This is a genomic window from Streptococcus mitis, assembly GCF_946188685.1.
GTDB lineage: Bacteria > Bacillota > Bacilli > Lactobacillales > Streptococcaceae > Streptococcus > Streptococcus mitis_CC.
Window position 1 is genome coordinate 1 of record NZ_CAMHWH010000004.1, and the last position, 20,995, is coordinate 20,995.

Annotated in this window: 20 protein-coding genes, 1 tRNA gene and 1 pseudogene; 18 read left to right on the top strand and 4 right to left on the bottom strand. The window is 42.3% G+C overall.

Annotated features, from left to right (window positions below; all coding sequences use genetic code 11):
- Positions 1 to 2 precede the first annotated feature (2 nt).
- The 18 genes and pseudogenes from N8N51_RS04510 to pepC all read left to right on the top strand — a co-directional run bounded on the left by N8N51_RS04510 (position 3) and on the right by pepC (position 16,894).
- Positions 3 to 76: transfer RNA gene (locus N8N51_RS04510), tRNA-Pro, on the top strand.
- A 503-nt stretch (positions 77 to 579) separates the two neighbouring features.
- A complete protein-coding gene (locus N8N51_RS04515; protein WP_012972435.1) occupies positions 580 to 771 on the top strand; it encodes a hypothetical protein in 192 nt (63 codons plus the stop codon).
- Positions 768 to 962 carry a hypothetical protein gene (locus N8N51_RS04520; protein WP_045612718.1) on the top strand — a complete coding sequence of 65 codons (195 nt, stop codon included), beginning with the start codon at positions 768 to 770 and terminating at the stop codon, positions 960 to 962. The genes N8N51_RS04515 and N8N51_RS04520 overlap by 4 nt, the downstream gene beginning before the upstream one ends.
- Positions 949 to 1,833: an ABC transporter ATP-binding protein gene (locus N8N51_RS04525; RefSeq protein WP_045612719.1), complete on the top strand. Its 885-nt coding sequence runs from the start codon at positions 949 to 951 to the stop codon at positions 1,831 to 1,833. The genes N8N51_RS04520 and N8N51_RS04525 overlap by 14 nt, the downstream gene beginning before the upstream one ends.
- Before the next feature lies 1 nt (position 1,834).
- On the top strand, positions 1,835 to 2,572 hold the full coding sequence (locus N8N51_RS04530) for an ABC transporter permease (protein ID WP_261067117.1): 738 nt from the start codon (positions 1,835 to 1,837) through the stop codon (positions 2,570 to 2,572).
- Positions 2,572 to 3,669 (top strand): sensor histidine kinase, encoded by a 1,098-nt coding sequence (locus N8N51_RS04535; protein ID WP_247953458.1) that lies wholly within the window; start codon positions 2,572 to 2,574, stop codon positions 3,667 to 3,669. The genes N8N51_RS04530 and N8N51_RS04535 overlap by 1 nt, the downstream gene beginning before the upstream one ends.
- Positions 3,670 to 4,269, top strand: a complete 600-nt coding sequence (locus tag N8N51_RS04540; protein ID WP_125454662.1) for a response regulator transcription factor — start codon at positions 3,670 to 3,672, stop codon at positions 4,267 to 4,269. It abuts the gene before it with no gap.
- A gap of 311 nt (positions 4,270 to 4,580) precedes the next feature.
- Complete coding sequence (gene rpsL, locus N8N51_RS04545) at positions 4,581 to 4,994, top strand: 30S ribosomal protein S12 (RefSeq protein WP_001142332.1); 414 nt, start codon at positions 4,581 to 4,583, stop codon at positions 4,992 to 4,994.
- Positions 4,995 to 5,013: 19 nt separating this feature from the next.
- A complete protein-coding gene (rpsG, locus tag N8N51_RS04550) occupies positions 5,014 to 5,484 on the top strand; it encodes a 30S ribosomal protein S7 (protein WP_000087873.1) in 471 nt (156 codons plus the stop codon).
- Between the two features lie 279 nt (positions 5,485 to 5,763).
- Entirely contained in the window at positions 5,764 to 7,845 is a 2,082-nt protein-coding gene (gene fusA, locus N8N51_RS04555; protein WP_000090348.1) for an elongation factor G, read from the top strand.
- Between the two features lie 103 nt (positions 7,846 to 7,948).
- Positions 7,949 to 12,340, top strand: a complete 4,392-nt coding sequence (locus N8N51_RS04560) for a PolC-type DNA polymerase III (RefSeq protein ID WP_261011332.1) — start codon at positions 7,949 to 7,951, stop codon at positions 12,338 to 12,340.
- Positions 12,341 to 12,441: 101 nt separating this feature from the next.
- Entirely contained in the window at positions 12,442 to 12,705 is a 264-nt protein-coding gene (locus N8N51_RS04565; protein ID WP_000047859.1) for a type II toxin-antitoxin system RelB/DinJ family antitoxin, read from the top strand.
- Positions 12,698 to 12,976 (top strand): annotated as a pseudogene (locus tag N8N51_RS04570) (type II toxin-antitoxin system RelE/ParE family toxin). The gene N8N51_RS04565 and the pseudogene N8N51_RS04570 overlap by 8 nt, the downstream one beginning before the upstream one ends.
- A 20-nt stretch (positions 12,977 to 12,996) precedes the next feature.
- Entirely contained in the window at positions 12,997 to 13,149 is a 153-nt protein-coding gene (locus N8N51_RS04575) for a hypothetical protein (protein ID WP_261034193.1), read from the top strand.
- A 23-nt stretch (positions 13,150 to 13,172) separates the two neighbouring features.
- Positions 13,173 to 14,414 (top strand): aminopeptidase, encoded by a 1,242-nt coding sequence (locus N8N51_RS04580; protein WP_261034196.1) that lies wholly within the window; start codon positions 13,173 to 13,175, stop codon positions 14,412 to 14,414.
- A gap of 9 nt (positions 14,415 to 14,423) precedes the next feature.
- Entirely contained in the window at positions 14,424 to 14,654 is a 231-nt protein-coding gene (locus N8N51_RS04585; RefSeq protein WP_000901572.1) for a GlsB/YeaQ/YmgE family stress response membrane protein, read from the top strand.
- Positions 14,655 to 14,726: 72 nt separating this feature from the next.
- Complete coding sequence (locus tag N8N51_RS04590; RefSeq protein ID WP_261103670.1) at positions 14,727 to 15,449, top strand: pseudouridine synthase; 723 nt, start codon at positions 14,727 to 14,729, stop codon at positions 15,447 to 15,449.
- Between the two features lie 110 nt (positions 15,450 to 15,559).
- The gene (gene pepC / locus N8N51_RS04595) at positions 15,560 to 16,894 is read left to right on the top strand and encodes an aminopeptidase C (protein WP_261103671.1); all 1,335 of its coding nucleotides are present in this window, start codon (positions 15,560 to 15,562) and stop codon (positions 16,892 to 16,894) included.
- Positions 16,895 to 16,949: 55 nt separating this feature from the next.
- Here pepC and N8N51_RS04600 read toward each other — a convergent pair whose 3' ends face one another.
- The 4 genes from N8N51_RS04600 to adhP all read right to left on the bottom strand — a co-directional run bounded on the left by N8N51_RS04600 (position 16,950) and on the right by adhP (position 20,957).
- On the bottom strand, positions 16,950 to 17,861 hold the full coding sequence (locus tag N8N51_RS04600; RefSeq protein ID WP_000136864.1) for a PTS system mannose/fructose/sorbose family transporter subunit IID: 912 nt from the start codon (positions 17,859 to 17,861) through the stop codon (positions 16,950 to 16,952).
- A gap of 23 nt (positions 17,862 to 17,884) precedes the next feature.
- Positions 17,885 to 18,688: a PTS mannose/fructose/sorbose transporter subunit IIC gene (locus N8N51_RS04605; RefSeq protein WP_000022716.1), complete on the bottom strand. Its 804-nt coding sequence runs from the start codon at positions 18,686 to 18,688 to the stop codon at positions 17,885 to 17,887.
- Positions 18,689 to 18,713: 25 nt separating this feature from the next.
- On the bottom strand, positions 18,714 to 19,703 hold the full coding sequence (locus N8N51_RS04610) for a PTS sugar transporter subunit IIB (protein WP_261009307.1): 990 nt from the start codon (positions 19,701 to 19,703) through the stop codon (positions 18,714 to 18,716).
- A 234-nt stretch (positions 19,704 to 19,937) separates the two neighbouring features.
- Entirely contained in the window at positions 19,938 to 20,957 is a 1,020-nt protein-coding gene (adhP, locus tag N8N51_RS04615) for an alcohol dehydrogenase AdhP (protein ID WP_261047937.1), read from the bottom strand.
- Positions 20,958 to 20,995 lie beyond the last annotated feature (38 nt).

A 20,995-nucleotide genomic window follows, 5' to 3' on the forward strand; every position in this document is an offset into this window, starting at 1 on the left:
CTCGGGAAGTAGCTCAGCTTGGTAGAGTACTTGGTTTGGGACCAAGGTGTCGCAGGTTCGAATCCTGTCTTCCCGATTCATTACAGAGATACGTAAGCGTATCTTTTTTGTTTTAACTAGATATTATATATATTAAGAGAGAATTAGTTTACTTCTCTCTTTTTTTAATTTCAGTAATTCATTTTGATTGCGTATACTTTTTTGTTTCCTGATTTGTTCAATGAATACTGTAGTTTAGGTACATAAATTAAAATTTAACAGATTGTATAATTCTTACAAACTTTTAAGAAAGTAATTGAAGAGTTTTTTGTTCTACCCATAATATATGTGTTTTGTGCGATAAAAATTTCCGCTCTTTTGATTTTAAATGCGTATTAGTTTACGTTATAGTCTAAATTTGATATCACTTTGACGGAGGTACTATAGATTCTTTTCTACTCTGTGTCTTGTTGTGTAATGTTTCTTGATTCTTTTAAACAGAATCTTTTATGACATTTGTCATATCTCCTCATGACAGAAGCTTCTAGTGGCAGTAGATTCAAAGAATTATACTAGATGTATCAAGTGGAGGAAGAAAAAATGAAACATAAAGTAATTGTCGCAATGAGTTTAGTAGCAGCAGGAGTCATGACTTATCTCATGTTCTCAGGATTGGATGAAGATTTCTATCATTTTCCTTGGGAGCTATTTGCAGGATTTGGAATGATGTCCTGGCTTATCCGAGAAGGTTTGAAATTAGTCTCAGATGTGAAAAAGGAGTTTGAAAAATGAAAAAAGCGTTTCTCTATCTTTTTATTGGACTATCACTAGTGGTATGGTTGGTAGAAATGTTTACAGGTTGGTTTGATCAAGCCTTCCTTCACCAAGCCATTCGCGGTGCCTGGGGACTGGGATTTATGATTTTTATCGCCTTTCCTATGGGAAAGGAGTGGTTGAAAGGAGAATATCATGAACATGATTAAGGTAGAAAGCCTAAATAAAAACATCAAGGGCAAGGCTATTTTGAAGGATATTTCCTTTGAGATAGCTGAAGGTGAATGCGTCGCCTTGATTGGGCCCAATGGTGCTGGGAAGACCACACTCTTGGACTGTTTGCTTGGAGATAAACGGGTCACAAGCGATCAAGTATCCATCCAAGGCTTGCCAGTGACGAGTTCTCAGTTAGACTACACAAGATCCTATCTCCCTCAAGAAAATGTCATCGTTCAGAAATTAAAGGTCAAAGAGTTGATTGCTTTCTTTCAAAGTATTTATCCAAATCCCTTGAGCAACCAGGAAATCGATCAACTATTGCAGTTTGACCAGCATCAGAAAGAGCAATTCGCAGAAAAATTGTCAGGCGGGCAAAAGCGTCTCTTCTCTTTTGTCTTGACCTTGATTGGGCGACCAAAGCTTGTCTTTTTAGATGAACCAACTGCTGCCATGGATACTTCAACTCGTCAACGCTTTTGGGAAATTGTTCAGGAACTAAAAGCTAAGGGAGTTACCATTCTCTATTCCTCCCATTATATCGAAGAGGTAGAGCATACAGCGGACCGGATTTTGGTCTTGAATAAGGGAGAGTTGATTCGTGATACGACGCCTCTAGCCATGCGTAGTGAGGGAATTGAAAAGCATTTTATCCTTCCTCTAGCATACAAGGAAGTCATTGAGCAGTCTAACTTGGTTGAAAACTGGTCACAAAAACAAGATGCTCTACAAGTAGTCACACGCGAAGCGGACGCTTTCTGGGAACTATTAGTTCAGGCAGGATGTAGGATTCAAGAAATTGAAGTCAATAATCGTAGCTTGCTGGATACAATCTTTGAAGAAACACAAAAGGGAGATGACTAAGATGAAACGATGGATCGCACTAAACAAGATAGAATTTCTATTGACCAAACGACAATTAGTCTATTATCTGTTATCCGTAGGGATGCCGACAGCCTTCTATTTATTTTTTTCTGGCATGTACCAGGACACACCAGGTGGGCCCGCGAATTTTATGCGTGATTACCTCATCTCCATGACAGCCTTTTCCATGATGTCGACAGCTATGTTTTCATTCCCAGCTGTTTTACATACCGATAAAATCAACAATTGGCAGAAAACATTACGCCATACTCCAGTAAATATGGTAGAATATTGTCTATCAAAGATAACAAGTATGATGGTTGATTATTTGGTCTCAATCCTGGTTGTTTTCTCAGTTGGGCACTTGGTCAGAGGTGTGGATATGTCTCTAGGAAGCTGGATTGGGGCTGCACTTTTGCTGATAGTAGGAAGTGTTGCCTTTGTAGCGCTTGGATTAACCTTGACACTCTTGCCTTCTAGTCAGCTGATGTCTGTCGTGGGTAATCTTCTCTATCTAGGCTTGGCTGTTTTAGGCGGACTCTGGATGCCCATCTCTTTATTTCCAGACTGGATGCAAGCAATCGGGAAGTGCCTACCAACTTATCAGTTGATGGAGTTGCTCAAGGCTTTCTTAAACGAGGGTGGCATCAATCTATCAGCCACAGTTTATCTACTTGTTTTTTCAGCAGTTTTGTTTGGTTTGACCATTTACCTTCAAGGTCATAAGGAGAATACTTAATGTTTGAAAGACTAAAAAGCATACACTATATGTTTTGGGCAAGTTTGATTTTTATGATTTTCCCCATCCTACCTGTAGTGACTGGGTGGCTTCCTGTCTGGCATTTATTGGTTGATATTCTATTTGTAGTGGCGTATTTGGGTGTTTTAACAACTAAGAGCCAGCGCCTATCTTGGCTATATTGGGGTCTCATGCTGACTTATGTAGTTGGGAATACTGCCTTTGTTGCTGTTAATTATATCTGGTTCTTCTTTTTCCTTTCTAACCTCTTAAGTTATCATTTTGGCGTACGTAGTTTAAAGTCTTTACATGTCTGGACTTTTCTTCTTGCTCAAGTCCTTGTTGTGGGCCAACTTTTGATTTTTCAGAGAATCGAAGTTGAGTTTCTATTCTATCTACTTGTAATTCTTGCTTTTGTCGATTTGATGACTTTTGGCTTGGTTCGGATTCGTATTGTGGAGGATTTGAAAGAAGCTCAGGCTAAGCAAAATGCCCAGATAAATCTCTTGCTTGCTGAAAATGAACGCAGTCGTATCGGTCAAGATTTGCATGATAGCTTGGGACATACCTTTGCTATGCTGAGTGTCAAGACAGATTTAGCCTTGCAGTTATTTCAGATGGAGGCTTACCCACAGGTGGAAAAGGAATTAAGAGAAATACAGCAAATTAGCAAAGAATCAATGCGTGAAGTGCGAACCATTGTGGAAAATCTTAAGTCTAGAACTTTGACATCCGAACTAGAGACTGTGAAAAAGATGTTAGAAATTGCTGGAATTGAGGTGGAAATAGCTAATCAACTAGATACAGCTAGCCTTACTCAGGAATTGGAGTCAACGGCTTCCATGATTTTGCTTGAATTAGTGACCAATATCATCAAACATGCTAAAGCGTCTAAAGTCTACTTGAAATTAGAACGGACAGAGAAAGAACTCATTCTAACAGTGAGAGATGATGGCTGTGGCTTTACTTCTATAAAGGGGGATGACCTCCATACAGTTCGAGATCGTGTTCTTCCATTTTCGGGAGAAGTAAAGGTAATTAGTCAGAAACAACCGACAGAAGTGCAGGTTCGACTACCTTATAAGGAGAGAAAGTAGATGAAAGTGTTAGTCGCAGAAGATCAAAGTATGTTGCGAGATGCTATGTGTCAATTGCTCACGCTTCAACCGGATGTGGAGTCTGTCCTTCAAGCCAAGAATGGGCAAGAAGCAATCCAACTATTAGAAAAGGAGTCTGTAGATATCGCCATCCTTGACGTAGAAATGCCTGTTAAGACAGGTCTTGAAGTTTTGGAGTGGATACGAGCAGAAAAGCTTGAAACAAAGGTGGTTGTGGTGACGACCTTCAAACGTCCTGGGTATTTTGAACGTGCGGTCAAGGCTGGAGTAGATGCTTATGTATTAAAAGAAAGAAACATTGCAGAGCTAATGCAAACCTTGCACACCGTCCTAGAGGGACGCAAGGAGTATTCGCCTGAATTGATGGAAGTGGTGATGACGCATCCCAATCCATTAACAGAACAAGAAATCGCAGTTTTAAAGGGAATTGCTCAGGGCTTATCTAACCAAGAAATTGCAGACAAACTTTATCTATCCAACGGAACAGTCCGAAACTATGTCACCAATATTCTTTCTAAATTACATGCAGGCAATCGAACAGAGGCAGCTAATATTGCGAAAGAATCTGGTTGGTTGTGATGATATAATATTTTTTGAACATTATGTCTAAAATTGATGAGATTGAATGGAACAATATTAATTTTAGGAGGGTGGGATTCCTCCTTTTTCTTTTTTAGGGAGCACTACAAAAGAGCTAAAATTAACAATAAAAAAGAAAAATATCTTGACAACCAAGGGAAAATTTTGTTACAATAATAGACGGTACTTTTTACTTTTGGTCTCTCAAGAGTGTACAGGGACGTGCTGACAAATGTTGCAAAAGTACACACAGATGATAGCTGTCACCAAGTGTATCATCACCAAAAATAAAAAAACACAGGAGAATGTAGATGCCTACAATTAACCAATTGGTTCGCAAACCGCGTAAATCAAAAGTAGAAAAATCTAAATCACCAGCTTTGAACGTTGGTTACAACAGTCATAAAAAAGTTCAAACAAACGTTTCTTCACCACAAAAACGTGGTGTTGCAACTCGTGTTGGAACAATGACACCTAAAAAACCTAACTCAGCCCTTCGTAAATTCGCTCGTGTACGTTTGAGCAACCTTATCGAAGTTACTGCCTACATCCCAGGTATCGGACACAACTTGCAAGAGCACAGCGTGGTGCTTCTTCGTGGTGGACGTGTAAAAGACCTTCCAGGGGTACGTTACCATATCGTCCGTGGTGCACTTGATACTGCAGGTGTTAACGATCGTAAACAAGGCCGTTCTAAATACGGTACTAAACGTCCAAAAGCATAAGGAAAGGGGATAAAGAGAAATGAGTCGTAAAAATAGAGCTCCAAAACGTGACGTATTGCCAGATCCGCTTTACAATTCACAACTAGTTACTCGTCTTATCAACCGCGTTATGCTTGATGGTAAACGTGGTACAGCTGCTTCAATCGTTTACGGTGCCTTTGAGCAAATCAAAGAAGCTACTGGAAACGATGCACTTGAAGTATTTGAAACAGCTATGGAAAACATCATGCCTGTACTTGAAGTACGTGCACGTCGTGTTGGTGGTTCTAACTACCAAGTCCCAGTTGAAGTTCGTCCAGAACGTCGTACAACACTTGGACTTCGTTGGTTGGTAACAATCGCTCGTCTTCGTGGTGAACACACAATGCAAGATCGTCTTGCAAAAGAAATCTTGGATGCTGCTAACAACACTGGTGCAGCAGTTAAGAAACGTGAAGACACTCACCGTATGGCTGAAGCTAACCGTGCATTCGCACACTTCCGTTGGTAAAATCATGATGCTAGGAACGGTAAGGATGCAAGGTGAAAATAGGAAACTGACGCAGTATTCGACGAATACAAGGAAGTTTATCTTTTTCACACAGCATCCCGTTCCGGCTCAAATCGGCTAATTAACTTTAGCCCGAGTTCAATTCAATTTGTAAATCTACAAGTTGAAACCAACAATAGCATGAAAACATTGAGAACGGGTAGGTCCTGCCTATCCGTTTTTATTAAAATCATGTTATAATAGAATAGAAATCAAAAATAAATAGGAGAAACAAACCTCATGGCACGCGAATTTTCACTTGAAAAAACTCGTAATATCGGTATCATGGCTCACGTCGATGCTGGTAAAACAACAACTACTGAGCGTATTCTTTACTACACTGGTAAAATCCACAAAATCGGTGAAACTCACGAAGGTGCGTCACAAATGGACTGGATGGAGCAAGAGCAAGAGCGTGGTATCACTATCACATCTGCTGCGACAACAGCTCAATGGAACAACCACCGCGTAAACATCATCGACACACCAGGACACGTGGACTTCACAATCGAAGTACAACGTTCTCTTCGTGTATTGGATGGTGCGGTTACCGTTCTTGACTCACAATCAGGTGTTGAGCCTCAAACTGAAACAGTTTGGCGTCAAGCAACTGAGTATGGAGTTCCACGTATCGTATTTGCCAACAAAATGGACAAAATCGGTGCTGACTTCCTTTACTCTGTAAGCACACTTCATGATCGTCTTCAAGCAAATGCACACCCAATCCAATTGCCAATCGGTTCTGAAGATGACTTCCGTGGTATCATCGACTTGATCAAGATGAAAGCTGAAATCTATACTAACGACCTTGGTACAGATATCCTTGAAGAAGACATCCCAGCTGAATACCTTGACCAAGCTCAAGAATACCGTGAAAAATTGATCGAAGCAGTTGCTGAAACTGACGAAGAATTGATGATGAAATACCTCGAAGGTGAAGAAATCACTAACGAAGAATTGAAAGCTGGTATCCGTAAAGCAACTATCAACGTTGAATTCTTCCCAGTATTGTGTGGTTCTGCCTTCAAGAACAAAGGTGTTCAATTGATGCTTGATGCGGTTATTGACTACCTTCCAAGCCCACTTGACATCCCAGCGATCAAAGGTATCAACCCAGATACAGATGAAGAAGAAACTCGTCCAGCATCTGATGAAGAGCCATTTGCAGCTCTTGCCTTCAAGATCATGACAGACCCATTCGTAGGTCGTTTGACATTCTTCCGTGTATACTCAGGTGTTCTTCAATCAGGTTCATACGTATTGAACACTTCTAAAGGTAAACGTGAGCGTATCGGACGTATCCTTCAAATGCACGCTAACAGCCGTCAAGAAATCGACACTGTTTACTCAGGTGATATCGCTGCTGCCGTTGGTTTGAAAGATACTACAACTGGTGACTCATTGACAGATGAAAAAGCTAAAATCATCCTTGAGTCAATCAACGTTCCAGAACCAGTTATCCAATTGATGGTTGAACCAAAATCTAAAGCTGACCAAGACAAGATGGGTATTGCCCTTCAAAAATTGGCTGAAGAAGATCCAACATTCCGCGTTGAAACAAACGTTGAAACTGGTGAAACAGTTATCTCTGGTATGGGTGAGCTTCACCTTGACGTCCTTGTTGACCGTATGCGTCGTGAGTTCAAAGTTGAAGCGAACGTAGGTGCTCCTCAAGTATCTTACCGTGAAACATTCCGCGCTTCTACTCAAGCACGTGGATTCTTCAAACGTCAGTCTGGTGGTAAAGGTCAATTCGGTGATGTATGGATTGAATTTACTCCAAACGAAGAAGGTAAAGGATTCGAATTCGAAAACGCAATCGTCGGTGGTGTGGTTCCTCGTGAATTTATCCCAGCGGTTGAAAAAGGTTTGGTAGAATCTATGGCTAACGGTGTTCTTGCAGGTTACCCAATGGTTGACGTTAAAGCTAAACTTTACGATGGTTCATACCACGATGTCGACTCATCTGAAACTGCCTTCAAGATCGCGGCTTCACTTGCCCTTAAAGAAGCTGCTAAATCAGCACAACCAGCTATCCTTGAGCCAATGATGCTTGTAACAATCACTGTTCCAGAAGAAAACCTTGGTGATGTTATGGGTCACGTAACTGCTCGTCGTGGACGTGTAGATGGTATGGAAGCACACGGCAACAGCCAAATCGTTCGTGCTTACGTTCCACTTGCTGAAATGTTCGGTTACGCAACAGTTCTTCGTTCTGCATCTCAAGGACGTGGTACATTCATGATGGTATTTGACCACTACGAAGATGTACCTAAGTCAGTACAAGAAGAAATCATTAAGAAAAACAAAGGTGAAGACTAATCAGTCCTCACTCTAGAAGGAAGTCACTTAGTGGCTTCCTTTTGTCTTTAGAAAATACCTCTAAATATGGTAAAATAGTAAGAGAATAATGTGAGGAAATTGAATGTCAAATAGTTTTGAAATTTTGATGAATCAACTGGGGATGCCTGCTGAAATGAGACAGACTCCTGCTTTATCACAGGCTGATATTGAGCGAGTTGTGGTTCATAAAATTAGTAAGGTATGGGAGTTTCATTTCGTATTTTCTAATATTTTACCGATTGAAATCTTTTTAGAATTAAAGAAAGGGCTGAGTGAGGAATTTTCTAAGACAGGCAATAAAGCTGTTTTCGAAATCAAGGTTCTGTCTCAAGAATTTTCAAATCAACTCTTGCAGTCCTACTATAGAGAGGCTTTTTCTGAGGGGCCATGTGCTAGTCAAGGTTTTAAGTCCCTTTATCAGAATTTGCGAGTTCGTGCGGAGGGCAATCAACTCTTTATTGAAGGCTCTGAGGCGATCGATAAGGAACATTTTAAGAAGAATCATCTTCCTAATTTAGCCAAACAACTTGAAAAGTTTGGTTTTCCAACTTTTAATTGTCAAGTAGAGAAAAATGATGTGCTGACCCAAGAGCAGGAAGAGGCCTTTCATGCTGAAAATGATCAGATTGTTCAAGCGGCCAATGAGGAAGCGCTCCGTGCGATGGAACAACTGGAACAGATGGCACCTCCTCCAGCGGAAGAGAAACCAGTCTTTGATTTTCAAGCGAAAAAAGCTGCAGCCAAACCCAAGCTAGATAAGGCGGAGATTACTCCTATGATCGAAGTGAGGACGGAGGAAAATCGTCTGGTCTTTGAAGGGGTTGTTTTTGATGTGGAGCAAAAAGTGACCAGAACAGGGCGTGTTTTGATCAACTTTAAAATGACGGATTACACTTCCAGTTTTTCGATGCAAAAGTGGGTTAAGAATGAGGAAGAGGCTCAGAAGTTTGACCTAATCAAGAAAAATTCTTGGCTCCGAGTTCGTGGGAATGTGGAGATGAATAACTTCACACGCGATTTGACTATGAATGTGCAAGATGTACAGGAAGTTGTTCACTATGAGCGGAAGGATTTAATGCCAGAAGGAGAACGGCGGGTTGAGTTTCATGCTCATACTAACATGTCGACCATGGATGCACTACCCGAGGTAGAAGAGATCGTTGCGACAGCTGCTAAGTGGGGACACAAGGCGGTTGCCATCACGGACCATGGAAATGTTCAGTCCTTCCCACACGGCTATAAGGCGGCTAAGAAAGCGGGAATCCAGCTGATCTATGGTATGGAAGCCAATATCGTGGAGGACCGTGTCCCTATCGTCTATAATGAAGTGGAGATGGACTTGTCCGAAGCAACCTATGTGGTCTTTGACGTGGAAACGACAGGTCTTTCAGCCATCTATAATGACTTGATTCAGGTTGCTGCCTCTAAGATGTACAAGGGGAATGTCATTGCTGAATTTGATGAATTTATCAATCCTGGGCATCCCTTGTCAGCTTTTACTACTGAGTTGACTGGAATTACAGATGACCATGTCAAAAATGCCAAACCACTGGAACAAGTGTTGCAAGAATTCCAAGAATTCTGCAAGGATACAGTCTTAGTTGCCCATAATGCGACCTTTGACGTTGGCTTTATGAATGCCAACTATGAGCGTCATGGTCTGCCAAGGATTAGTCAGCCAGTCATTGATACACTGGAGTTTGCTAGAAATCTCTATCCTGAGTATAAACGTCATGGTTTGGGGCCTTTGACCAAGCGTTTTGGTGTGGCCTTAGAACATCACCACATGGCTAACTACGATGCGGAAGCTACAGGTCGCCTGCTATTTATTTTTATAAAAGAAGTAGCAGAAAAACATGGAGTGACCGATCTAGCTAGACTCAACATTGATTTGATTAGTCCAGATTCTTATAAAAAAGCTAGGATCAAGCATGCGACCATTTATGTCAAGAATCAGATAGGTCTAAAAAATATCTTTAAGCTGGTTTCATTGTCTAATACCAAGTACTTTGAAGGGGTGCCACGAATTCCGAGAACAGTTCTAGATGCCCATCGGGAGGGCTTGATTTTAGGATCAGCCTGTGCAGAAGGTGAAGTTTTTGATGCAGTCGTTTCCCAAGGTGTGGATGCGGCGGTTGAGGTGGCTAAGTATTATGACTTTATCGAGGTTATGCCACCAGCTATCTATGCTCCCTTGATTGCTAAGGAACAGGTTAAGGATATGGAGGAACTCCAGACTATTATCAAGAGTTTAATAGAGGTTGGAGACCGCCTTGGCAAGCCCGTTTTGGCTACGGGGAATGTCCACTATATCGAACCAGAAGAAGAGATTTACCGCGAAATTATCGTCCGTAGTTTGGGCCAGGGGGCTATGATTAACCGAACTATCGGTCATGGAGAACATGCCCAACCAGCACCACTTCCAAAGGCTCATTTTAGAACGACTAATGAGATGTTGGATGAATTTGCCTTCTTGGGAGAGGAACTGGCACGCAAATTGGTTATTGAAAACACCAATGCCTTGGCAGAAACCTTTGAACCCGTTGAGGTTGTTAAGGGTGATTTGTACACACCTTTTATCGATAAGGCTGAAGAAACGGTCGCTGAGCTGACCTACAAGAAAGCTTTTGAGATTTATGGAAATCCGCTGCCAGATATCGTTGATTTGCGGATTGAAAAAGAATTAACTTCCATTCTGGGGAATGGATTTGCTGTGATTTATCTGGCTTCCCAGATGCTGGTGCAACGTTCCAATGAACGGGGTTACTTGGTTGGTTCTCGTGGGTCTGTCGGATCTAGTTTCGTTGCGACCATGATTGGGATTACTGAGGTCAATCCTCTCTCTCCTCACTATGTCTGTGGTCAGTGTCAGTATAGTGAGTTTATCACCGATGGTTCGTACGGTTCAGGTTTTGATATGCCCAATAAGGACTGTCCAAACTGTGGTCACAAACTCAGCAAAAATGGGCAGGATATTCCTTTCGAGACCTTCCTTGGTTTTGATGGGGATAAGGTTCCCGATATTGACTTGAACTTCTCGGGAGAAGACCAACCTAGCGCCCACTTGGATGTGCGTGATATCTTTGGTGAGGAATATGCCTTCCGTGCAGGAACGGTTGGTACGGTGGCTGCCAAGACCGCTTATGGATTTGTCAAGGGCTATGAGAGAGATTATGGCAAGTTTTATCGTGATGCAGAGGTGGAACGTCTTGCTCAAGGTGCGGCTGGTGTCAAACGAACGACAGGACAACACCCAGGGGGAATCGTTGTTATTCCTAACTACATGGATGTCTACGACTTTACGCCTGTCCAGTATCCAGCGGATGACGTGACGGCTGAATGGCAGACCACTCACTTTAACTTCCATGATATCGACGAGAATGTCCTCAAACTCGATGTACTGGGACATGATGATCCGACTATGATTCGAAAATTGCAGGACTTGTCTGGGATTGATCCTAATGAAATCCCTATGGATGACGAAGGCGTGATGGCCCTCTTTTCTGGGACTGATGTGTTAGGGGTAACACCTGAGCAAATCGGGACGCCTACGGGCATGCTGGGGATTCCAGAGTTTGGAACCAACTTTGTCCGAGGCATGGTCGATGAAACCCATCCGACAACTTTTGCGGAGTTGCTTCAGTTGTCAGGGTTGTCCCACGGTACCGACGTTTGGCTGGGCAATGCCCAGGATTTAATCAAGCAAGGAATTGCGGACCTGTCGACCGTTATCGGTTGTCGGGACGACATCATGGTTTACCTCATGCATGCTGGTCTCGAACCTAAGATGGCCTTTACTATCATGGAACGGGTACGTAAGGGCTTGTGGCTCAAGATTTCCGAAGAGGAACGCAATGGCTACATCGAAGCCATGAAGGCTAATAAGGTGCCAGAGTGGTATATCGAGTCCTGTGGGAAAATTAAGTACATGTTCCCTAAAGCCCATGCGGCAGCCTACGTTATGATGGCCTTGCGTGTGGCCTACTTCAAGGTTCACCATCCCATTTATTATTACTGTGCTTACTTCTCAATACGTGCTAAGGCTTTTGATATCAAGACCATGGGTGCGGGCTTGGATGCCATTAAGCGTAGAATGGAAGAAATCTCTGAAAAACGGAAGAACAATGAAGCCTCTAATGTGGAAATTGATCTTTATACAACTCTTGAGATTGTCAATGAAATGTGGGAACGTGGTTTCAAGTTTGGCAAACTCGATCTCTATCGTAGTCAGGCGACAGAGTTCCTTATCGATGGGGATACCCTCATTCCGCCATTTGTAGCAATGGATGGTCTAGGAGAGAACGTTGCCAAGCAGCTAGTGCGAGCGCGTGAAGAGGGAGAATTCCTCTCTAAAACAGAACTACGCAAGCGTGGTGGGCTCTCATCAACTTTGGTTGAAAAGATGGATGAGATGGGTATTCTTGGAAATATGCCAGAGGATAATCAGTTGAGTTTGTTTGATGAGTTGTTTTAAAAAATTGCTTAATAATCTATTAAAAGTGGCTAATGTATATCCAATAGATTTACATTGGCCTTCTTTTTTGTTAAAATAGTCTATAGAAAGAGGGTGAGAGTATGTCAAAGACGAGTATGAGCATCCGTCTGGATAGTGAGGTTAAGGAGCAGGCCCAACAGGTGTTTAATAATCTGGGGATGGATATGACGACTGCCATCAATATTTTCCTTCGTCAAGCTATTCAATATCAGGGTTTACCTTTCGATGTTAGACTAGACGAGAATCGGAAGTTGCTTGAGGTATTAACGGATTTAGACCAAAATCGTAATATGAGCCAATCCTTTGAATCAGTCTCTGACTTGATGGAGGATTTGCGTGCTTAAGATTCGTTATCATAAACAGTTTAAAAAAGATTTTAAGTTGGCTATGAAGCGTGGTTTGAGGGCAGAATTATTAGAGGAAGTTTTAAATTTTCTTGTTCAAGAAAAAGAGCTTTCTGCCAGATATCGTGATTATCAATTGACAGCGTCCAAGTATTTTCAATGAGTTCGTGAATGCCATATCCAGCCAGATTGGCTTTTGGTTTATAAAGTAGACAAGGAAGAATTGCTTTTAAATTTGCTGAGGACAGGCAGTCATAGTGATTTGTTTTAATAAATTTTAAGGGGGTTCTCATGAAACTAAGAATATTCGCGGAAGATAAGCCGGCTGAGAAGGTATTTGAATATCAATTAGAACTTGCTGATCAAACAATTCTTCTATCAACAGCACTCTTGTCTGGTGTCATTGCTTTAGCAGGATTATTTTCTGCTTTGAAAGAAAAATAAACAAAAAGAAAAGGAAGAATAGAATGGTTTTACCAAATTTTAAAGAAAATCTAGAAAAATATGCGAAATTATTGGTTGCGAACGGAATTAATGTGCAACCTGGTCACACTTTGGCTCTCTCTATCGATGTGGAGCAACGTGAGTTGGCTCACTTAATCGTCAAAGAAGCTTATGTCTTGGGTGCGCATGAGGTGATCGTTCAGTGGACAGATGATGTCATTAACCGTGAGAAATTCCTCCATGCTCCGATGGAGCGTCTGGACAATGTGCCAGAATACAAGATTGCTGAGATGAACTATCTCTTGGAAAACAAGGCTAGCCGTCTTGGAGTTCGCTCATCTGATCCAGGTGCCTTGAACGGAGTGGATGCTGATAAGCTTTCAGCTTCTGCTAAAGCTATGGGACTTGCTATGAAGCCAATGCGCATCGCAACTCAATCCAACAAGGTTAGCTGGACTGTAGCGGCCGCTGCTGGACTTGAGTGGGCTAAGAAAGTCTTTCCAAATGCTGCGAGCGACGAAGAAGCAGTCGATCTCCTTTGGGACCAAATTTTCAAAACTTGCCGTGTCTACGAAGAAGATCCTGTTAAGGCTTGGGAAGAGCATGCAGCTATCCTCAAGAGCAAGGCCGATATGCTTAATAAAGAGCAATTTTCAGCACTTCACTACACAGCGCCAGGGACAGATTTGACACTTGGTTTGCCAAAGAACCATGTTTGGGAATCAGCTGGGGCTATTAATGCACAGGGCGAAGGATTCTTGCCAAATATGCCGACAGAGGAAGTCTTCACAGCGCCTGACTTCCGTCGCGCAGATGGTTATGTCACTTCTACAAAACCGCTTAGTTATAACGGAAACATTATTGAAGGTATTAAGGTGACCTTTAAGGATGGACAAATCGTAGATATCACTGCTGAGAAGGGTGATCAGGTCATGAAAGACCTTGTCTTTGAAAATGCGGGTGCGCGTGCCTTAGGTGAATGTGCCTTGGTACCAGATCCAAGCCCAATTTCTCAGTCAGGCATTACCTTCTTTAACACCCTTTTCGATGAGAATGCGTCAAATCACTTGGCTATCGGTGCAGCCTATGCGACTAGCGTAGTTGGTGGAGCGGAGATGAGCGAAGGGGAGCTTGAAGCTGCGGGGCTTAACCGTTCAGATGTTCACGTAGACTTTATGATTGGTTCTAACCAAATGGATATCGATGGTATCCGTGAGGATGGGACACGTGTACCACTCTTCCGTAACGGAGATTGGGCAAATTAAGGAGATAATATGTTAGGAAGTATGTTCGTTGGTCTCCTAGTGGGATTTTTAGCAGGTACTCTAACCAATCGTGGAGAGCGCATGGGATGTTTTGGGAAAATGTTTCTAGGCTGGATTGGTGCCTTTATAGGGCACTTGCTTTTTGGGACTTGGGGACCGATAATAGCAGGAACTGCCATTATTCCGGCAGTACTAGGTTCCATGATTGTTTTAGCTATTTTTTGGAGACGAGGAAGTTAATTTCCTAAATCGGAAATGAAAAGGAGGTTGGTCATTGTACCAGCCTCCTTTTGAGTGTGATATAATAGTTCTATGAGATTAGATAAATTTTTAGTTGCCTGCGCTGTGGGGAGTCGGACTGAGGTCAAAAACATGCTCAAGGCTGGGCGCGTGACTGTAAATGGTAAAAAAGAAAAATCAGCTAAATTGCAGATTGATGAAAAAATAGATGAGATTCGCTTTGATGGGCAAGTGTTGGAGTATGAAGAGTTTGTCTACTACATGATGAATAAGCCCCAAGGAGTTATTTCAGCGACTGAGGATCCCAAGCACAGAACCGTTCTGGACTTGCTGGATGATATTGCTCGGAGCAAGGAAGTTTTCCCAGTAGGACGCTTGGATATCGATACGCATGGTCTCCTACTCTTGACAAATGATGGCCAGCTGGCCCATGCTCTTCTTTCACCTAAGCGTCATGTGGATAAGACCTATCTGGCACAGGTTAAGGGAATTATGACCCAAGAAGACGTAGAGACATTTGCCAAGGGAATTCCTCTTAAAGACTTTACTTGTCAGCCTGCTAAACTGGAGCTTGTGTCCATAGAGACAGAAAAGAATCAAAGTCAAATCCGTGTGACCATTGCAGAAGGGAAGTTTCATCAGGTTAAGCGTATGGTGGGCTACTGTGGCAAGGAAGTAGTAGACTTGCAACGTTTGACTATGGGAACGCTAGTATTGGATGAGAACTTAGAACGAGGGGAATGGCGTCGCTTGACCAAGGAAGAGTTAGAAGCTCTCCTTGCGAATATTGCTTAATTTGATTTATATTCGAAAAGGTGAGGAAGAATATCCTTGCCTTTTATGTTTTTCAGTTGCTTCCTTTGTGAAAAGAGTTATAATAGACTGTAGAATAAAAGGAGGAATCTATGAACGCGATTCAAGAATCATTTACTGATAAATTATTTGCCAACTATGAAGCAAATGTCAAATACCAAGCGATTGAAAATGCTGCTAGCCATAATGGAATTTTTGCAGCTCTAGAACGTCGTCAAAGCCATGTAGACAACACACCTGTTTTCTCATTGGATTTAACCAAGGACAAGGTAACAAACCAGAAAGCGTCTGGTCGTTGCTGGATGTTTGCAGCTCTTAACACCTTCCGCCATAAGCTTATCTCTCAATACAAACTGGAGAATTTTGAGTTGTCACAGGCTCATACTTTCTTCTGGGATAAGTATGAGAAATCAAACTGGTTCTTGGAGCAAGTCATTGCGACTGCAGACCAAGAATTGACGAGCCGTAAGGTTAAATTCCTACTTCAAACACCACAACAAGACGGTGGTCAGTGGGATATGGTCGTTTCTCTCTTTGAGAAATACGGTGTCGTGCCTAAGTCAGTTTACCCTGAGTCTGTTTCATCTAGTAGCAGTCGTGAGCTAAATGCAGTCCTTAACAAATTGCTTCGCCAAGATGCTCAAATCTTGCGTGACTTGCTCGCTTCTGGCGCAGACCACGCGACTGTTCAAGATAAGAAAGAAGACCTCTTGCAAGAAATCTTTAATTTCCTTGCTATGTCCCTAGGCCTTCCACCACGTAAATTTGACTTTGCTTATCGCGATAAGGATAACAACTACCAAAGCGAAAAGGGCATCACACCACAAGAGTTTTACAAGAAATATGTCAATCTTCCTCTAGAGGACTATGTTTCTGTTATCAATGCCCCAACTGCTGACAAGCCTTACGGAAAATCTTACACAGTTGAGATGTTAGGAAATGTGGTTGGTAGCCGTGCGGTTCGTTACATCAACGTGCCGATGGAGCGCTTGAAAGAGTTGGCAATTGCTCAAATGCAAGCAGGTGAGACTGTTTGGTTTGGTTCTGATGTCGGCCAGCTCAGCAACCGTAAGGCTGGAATCCTTGCGACAGATGTTTATGACTTTGAATCAAGCATGGACATTAAACTCACTCAAGACAAGGCTGGACGTTTGGATTACAGCGAAAGTTTGATGACCCACGCCATGGTCTTGACAGGTGTTGATTTGGATGAAAATGGGAAGTCAACCAAGTGGAAGGTTGAAAACTCATGGGGAGACAAGGTTGGTACCGATGGGTACTTTGTTGCCTCAGACGCTTGGATGGACGAATACACTTACCAAATCGTTGTCCGTAAGGAATTGCTGACAGCAGAAGAACAAGCTGCCTATGAATCAGAACCAATTGTACTCGCACCATGGGATCCAATGGGTGCCTTGGCCGAATAAAAGTATAGAAAAAAGGAATCAGATTTTAGAACCTGATTCCTTTTAAGTTGCTTGATTACATGATGTGAAGAACATGTGCCACAATACCCACTGCGAAGAGTGCAAGGATAATAGTGATTGGAGATACTTTTTTCTTAAGCAAGTACATGCAAAGGAGAGTAAGGAGTAGTCCTGATAGTCCAGGGATCAACATATCCAAGTTTTGTTGGAAAGTAGTAACTTTTTCAGGTGTTTGAGACAATCCTTGTCCTACTTGTGCGAATGCTTCTTGGATACCTTTAGATCCTTCTGGCAATTTATCCCAATGGATATAAGCCTTTTCATCTAGTTGAACTTTGGCAACATCGAAAGCAAATTTAATATTTACCCAACGTTGAACAAGGACAGCAAGAATGAACATACCAAGGATAGAAGCTCCTTTAGTGATGTCTTGAAGGATACCGCCAGACATATCTTTAGTGATTTCTGATCCAGCCTTGTATCCAATCTCTTGTGTATACCACAAGAATGACATACGAATCAAGTTCCAAAGAACGAAGAAGAGGATTGGACCTAAGATATTACCAGTAAGGGCAAGTGAAGCACCGAGTGATCCAAGGATTGGGCGTACTGTAAACCAGAATACTGGGTCACCGATACCAGCAAGAGGTCCCATCATACCGATTTTAACCCCTTGGATAGCAGCGTCATCAATTTCAACACCGTTAGCACGTTCTTCTTCAAGTGCAAGAGTAACCCCCATGATTGGAGCGGCTACGTATGGGTGAGTGTTGAAGAACTCAAGATGGCGTTCAAGAGCAGCGATTTGATCTTCTTTTTTAGTGTAGAGTTTTTTAAGAGCTGGAATTAATGAGTAAGCCCAACCCAAGTTTTGCATACGTTCATAGTTCCAAGAACCTTGTAAGAAAGTTGAACGCCACCAAACTTTTTTACGATCTGATTTAGTTAATTGAAGTTTTTCAGTCATGATGTTTTCAGTCCTTTCTTATCTTAGTAGTCTTCTAGGATATCGCCGATTGGGTCGTTAGAAGTTGCGGCTCCTCCGCCACCATTTCCACCAGTTTTAGAAAGGTGAAGGTAGATAAGAGCGATAGCAACACCGATAGCACCAAATCCGATTAGAGTAATATCTGACACGGCAGCAAGCACGAAACCGATAGCGAAGAATGGCCATACTTCACGAGTTGCCATCATGTTGATAACCATAGCGTAACCAACGGCAACGACCATACCACCACCGATAGCCATACCATCTTTAAGCCAATCAGGCATAGCATTTAGAATGCTTTGTACGGTTTCAGTTGGTACCATTAGAAGGAGTGCTGCAGGGACTGCAATACGAAGACCTTGAAGAAGAAGTGCGACAAAGTGAGCACGTTCAACTGCTTTGAAGTCACCTTTTTTAGCAGAAGCATCAGCAGTGTGAACCAATCCGACAGAGAGTGTACGGACAATCATAGTCAAGAATAGACCAGCAACTGCAAGAGGGATAGCAACTGCTTGGGCAACACCGATACCTGTCTTAGTAAAGTCGCCACCAAGAACCATGATAATGGCAGCAGCAACAGAAGCAAGAGCAGCGTCAGGAGCTACGGCAGCTCCGATGTTAGCCCAACCAAGGGCGATCATTTGAAGAGAACCACCAAGGATGATCCCTGCTTCAAGGTTACCAGTAACAAGACCGATAAGGGTACAAGCTACGATTGGTTGATGGAATTGGAACTGGTCGAGGATACCTTCAAGACCTGCTAGGAAGGCTACAACGACTACTAAAACCATAGAAATAATAGACATCTTTAAAATCCTTTCATAAAATCGATTATTGCACGTTTGCTTTGTTGATCAAGTCAAACAAATCTTTTTTGGTGTCGTTTGGTACTTTACGTACATCAAATTCAACACCAAGGTCACGCATTTTTTCAAATGTAGCAACGTCATCTTTGTCCATAGACAAAACGTTGTTGACCATTGTTTTACCTGTTGAGTGAGCCATTGATCCTACGTTAAGGGTCTTGATTGGCACGCCACCTTCGATTGCACGAAGGGCATCTTGAGGTGTTTCAAACAAGATAAGGGCATGTGTTTCTCCAAAGCGTGGGTCTTTTGAAACCTCAATCAATTTTTGAATTGGAACCACATTGGCTCTGACATTATTTGGAGCTGCTTGTTTAATCAATTCTTTACGAAGATCGTCGTTGGCAACGTTATCTGAAGCAACGATAATACGGTCTGCTTTTGAATCTGGAGTCCAAGCAGTTGCAACCTGACCGTGAAGTAGACGAGTGTCTAGACGGGCAAGGTTAATCTTGAGTTTTCCATCTCCGATAACAGTTCCTTCTGGTATAGCAGCTTGGGCAACTGGAGCAGCTGCAGCGCTTGCTACTTCCTCAACTGGGTTTAGCTCTTCTGGAAGAGCTTTGATGCCATCTTTGGCTTCTTTAATGATATTAGCAGCGACTTTTTCTACACCTGCAGCAGCGTCCATGAGGCGCTCTGTGTAGGCTTGAATTAACATCGGTAAGTTAAGTCCTGTGATGATGGCAAACTTACGCTCAGGATTTTCTCCCATCACGCGACTAGCTTGGTTAAATGGAGATCCACTCCAAAGGTCAGCCAAAACTAGAACCTCATCTTCTGCGTCAAATGCAGCAACAGCGTTATTAAACTTAGCGTATAGATCATCAGGACCTTCATTTGGCATAAAGGTTACAACTTGAACCTTTTCTTGTTCACCAAAGATCATAGATCCTGACTGATGAATACCCGCAGCAAATTCGCCGTGGCTCGCAATAATGATTCCGATACTCATTATTGTCATTCCTCCTTTTTTGTTTTAGTTTTCGTTTAAGAAAACTTTAAGACTTTTTAAGTATAAACCGTTTTCATCTAAAAATCAACTATTTATCATAAAATAATTAAAAAGATTACATCTGAAAATATTGATATATTGAGTTTTAGAGAAGTTTTTTTGAATCCTTATTAAAAAATTTAATATAAAAAAGTTGGAAGCGCATTCCAACTTTTAAAATAGGTTTTTATTAGATTAGTGGGTGAAGTCGAGTACCATACGTCCTTGGATTTGACCTTTTTCCATTTCGTCGAAAATAGCTACGGCATCTTCGACTGGGCGTTTTTGAACAACTGGAACTACCAAACCTTCTGCACCGAATTGGAAGGCTTCTTCCAAGTCTTTACGAGTTCCAACAAGAGAACCGATGACTTGGATTCCATCTAGAACGGTTTTTACGATACTTAGTTCCATCATTTCAGAAGGAAGACCAACAGCGACTACGCGACCACCGGCACGAACTGAGTCAACAGCCTGATTGAAGGCAACTTTAGATACAGCAGTTACGACAGCTGAATGAGCTCCACCATCAGTTTTTTCCTTGATGAGTCCAGGTACATCATCAACTTCTAGGCCGTTAATAACGATATCAGCACCGACCTCTTTTGCAAGGGCAAGTTTGTCGTTATTGATATCAACTGCGATGACATGAGCATTGAATACTTTTTTAGCGTATTGAACAGCTAGGTTACCAAGTCCACCAGCACCGTAAAGAACAACCCATTGGCCTGGTTCAACTTTTGCTTCTTTAATAGCTTTATAGGTTGTTACACCAGCACATGTGATAGAAGAGGCTTGGGCTGGATCAAGTCCGTCAGGAACTTTAACAGCATAGTCTGCAGTTACGATACATTGTTCAGCCATACCACCATCTACTGAGTAGCCAGCATTTTTCACTGTACGGCAAAGAGTTTCACGGCCAGTTGTACAGTATTCGCAAGTACCACATCCTTCAAAGAACCAAGCAACGCTGACACGGTCGCCAACTTTAAGACTCTTAACATCTGGTGCAATCTCTTTAACGATACCAACACCTTCGTGTCCAAGAACACGTCCTGGTACCTGACCGAAGTCGCCATGAGCAACGTGAAGGTCAGTGTGGCAAACACCACAGTATTCAATTTCTACAAGTGCTTCCCCAGTTTCAAGTGGACGGAGTACTTTTTCTTCAATAGCAACACCAGTGCTTTCTGGATTTACAACAACAGCTTTCATAGCTATCCTCCTTGATATTGACCGAGAACAGGGACAAC

What these genes read in the sequence shown, in the direction of transcription:
- rpsL (WP_001142332.1), top strand. Translation starts at nt 4,581, where the DNA reads ATGCCTACAATTAACCAATTGGTTCGCAAACCGCGTAAATCAAAAGTA.
- rpsG (WP_000087873.1), top strand. Translation starts at nt 5,014, where the DNA reads ATGAGTCGTAAAAATAGAGCTCCAAAACGTGACGTATTGCCAGATCCG.
- adhP (WP_261047937.1), bottom strand. Translation starts at nt 20,957, where the DNA reads ATGAAAGCTGTTGTTGTAAATCCAGAAAGCACTGGTGTTGCTATTGAA.
- N8N51_RS04610 (WP_261009307.1), bottom strand. Translation starts at nt 19,703, where the DNA reads ATGAGTATCGGAATCATTATTGCGAGCCACGGCGAATTTGCTGCGGGT.
- pepC (WP_261103671.1), top strand. Translation starts at nt 15,560, where the DNA reads ATGAACGCGATTCAAGAATCATTTACTGATAAATTATTTGCCAACTAT.
- N8N51_RS04590 (WP_261103670.1), top strand. Translation starts at nt 14,727, where the DNA reads ATGAGATTAGATAAATTTTTAGTTGCCTGCGCTGTGGGGAGTCGGACT.
- N8N51_RS04530 (WP_261067117.1), top strand. Translation starts at nt 1,835, where the DNA reads ATGAAACGATGGATCGCACTAAACAAGATAGAATTTCTATTGACCAAA.
- N8N51_RS04580 (WP_261034196.1), top strand. Translation starts at nt 13,173, where the DNA reads ATGGTTTTACCAAATTTTAAAGAAAATCTAGAAAAATATGCGAAATTA.
- N8N51_RS04575 (WP_261034193.1), top strand. Translation starts at nt 12,997, where the DNA reads ATGAAACTAAGAATATTCGCGGAAGATAAGCCGGCTGAGAAGGTATTT.
- N8N51_RS04600 (WP_000136864.1), bottom strand. Translation starts at nt 17,861, where the DNA reads ATGACTGAAAAACTTCAATTAACTAAATCAGATCGTAAAAAAGTTTGG.
- fusA (WP_000090348.1), top strand. Translation starts at nt 5,764, where the DNA reads ATGGCACGCGAATTTTCACTTGAAAAAACTCGTAATATCGGTATCATG.
- N8N51_RS04535 (WP_247953458.1), top strand. Translation starts at nt 2,572, where the DNA reads ATGTTTGAAAGACTAAAAAGCATACACTATATGTTTTGGGCAAGTTTG.
- N8N51_RS04540 (WP_125454662.1), top strand. Translation starts at nt 3,670, where the DNA reads ATGAAAGTGTTAGTCGCAGAAGATCAAAGTATGTTGCGAGATGCTATG.
- N8N51_RS04605 (WP_000022716.1), bottom strand. Translation starts at nt 18,688, where the DNA reads ATGTCTATTATTTCTATGGTTTTAGTAGTCGTTGTAGCCTTCCTAGCA.
- N8N51_RS04565 (WP_000047859.1), top strand. Translation starts at nt 12,442, where the DNA reads ATGTCAAAGACGAGTATGAGCATCCGTCTGGATAGTGAGGTTAAGGAG.
- N8N51_RS04520 (WP_045612718.1), top strand. Translation starts at nt 768, where the DNA reads ATGAAAAAAGCGTTTCTCTATCTTTTTATTGGACTATCACTAGTGGTA.
- N8N51_RS04525 (WP_045612719.1), top strand. Translation starts at nt 949, where the DNA reads ATGAACATGATTAAGGTAGAAAGCCTAAATAAAAACATCAAGGGCAAG.
- N8N51_RS04585 (WP_000901572.1), top strand. Translation starts at nt 14,424, where the DNA reads ATGTTAGGAAGTATGTTCGTTGGTCTCCTAGTGGGATTTTTAGCAGGT.
- N8N51_RS04560 (WP_261011332.1), top strand. Translation starts at nt 7,949, where the DNA reads ATGTCAAATAGTTTTGAAATTTTGATGAATCAACTGGGGATGCCTGCT.
- N8N51_RS04515 (WP_012972435.1), top strand. Translation starts at nt 580, where the DNA reads ATGAAACATAAAGTAATTGTCGCAATGAGTTTAGTAGCAGCAGGAGTC.